This is a genomic window from Halorubrum sp. Atlit-26R (assembly GCF_003666015.1).
Classification (GTDB): domain Archaea; phylum Halobacteriota; class Halobacteria; order Halobacteriales; family Haloferacaceae; genus Halorubrum.
Map to the genome: position 1 here is coordinate 1 of NZ_QPLT01000137.1, position 909 is coordinate 909.

Here is a 909-nt window from a genome sequence, read left to right on the forward strand (position 1 = left end):
GAGGACATCTTCCAGCCCGAATAGAACAAAGACTAGACGTAAGTTTCAGGAACCTATGAGAATAGACCACACATAACAAGACCTCGAAAATGAGTCAATACAACGTCCTAGACCGTGACGTAGAAATAAACGGTCAAACGATCCTTGCGACGCTTGAGGGGGTGAGTCGCTTCTCCGAAACCTACAAACAACAGGTTCGGGATACACTCGCAGACAACGGTATCGACGAGCCAAAACCAAACGAATGGTACTCCCAGCAGGCATGGTTGGACGCATTCGAAGTACTTGCGACGGAGCTGGAACCACACCTGTTGGACCGGATCGGGGAACAGATTCCGGAGACTGCTGAGTGGCCAACGGGACTCTCAACAGTAGAAGACGCGCTCCGGTCGATTAATATCGCGTACCAACAAAATCATCGAGGGGGTGAGATCGGCTACTATCGGGTCACTGAAATCGACGATAAAGTAGGCACAATCCGGTGTCAAAATCCATATCCCTGCTCATTTGACCGCGGGATTATCCGTGCCGTCACGCAACAATTCGCCCCAGCCGAGCGACTCGTATTCATCGAAGAGACGGGGGAGAAATGCCGACGTGAACACGGGGATGCCTGCGTGTATACCGTGTATTGGTAGCCCGTTCTCCCGCAGGAATACCCAGTTAAGCGGAACAACTGTTCAAAATTCCTTTTGAGTCTTCTGTACGGTTTTGAGGCATACAGGTGTTGATCCAGTAGGTATCGATGTTCGACACGCTCGCTCTCATGTTTGGGCCCGGACTCGTCGCTGCAGTACTGTGGAGCCCAACCCTACTCAGCGGTCGAATCCGGTCATTATTCCACGGATTACCACCAGTACGGTCCACGATCGCAAGCTATCTCCTCGTCGCTATCGCGCTGTCGGTTCC

At 52.1% G+C, this 909-nt stretch carries 1 protein-coding gene; it reads left to right on the forward strand.

Translation table 11 applies throughout. From position 1 onward, the window contains the following. Positions 1 to 89: 89 nt before the first annotated feature. Positions 90 to 638 (forward strand): hypothetical protein, encoded by a 549-nt coding sequence (locus tag DVK07_RS19785; protein ID WP_121598535.1) that lies wholly within the window; start codon positions 90 to 92, stop codon positions 636 to 638. Positions 639 to 909: the final 271 nt, after the last annotated feature.

What these genes read in the sequence shown, in the direction of transcription:
- DVK07_RS19785 (WP_121598535.1), top strand. Translation starts at nt 90, where the DNA reads ATGAGTCAATACAACGTCCTAGACCGTGACGTAGAAATAAACGGTCAA.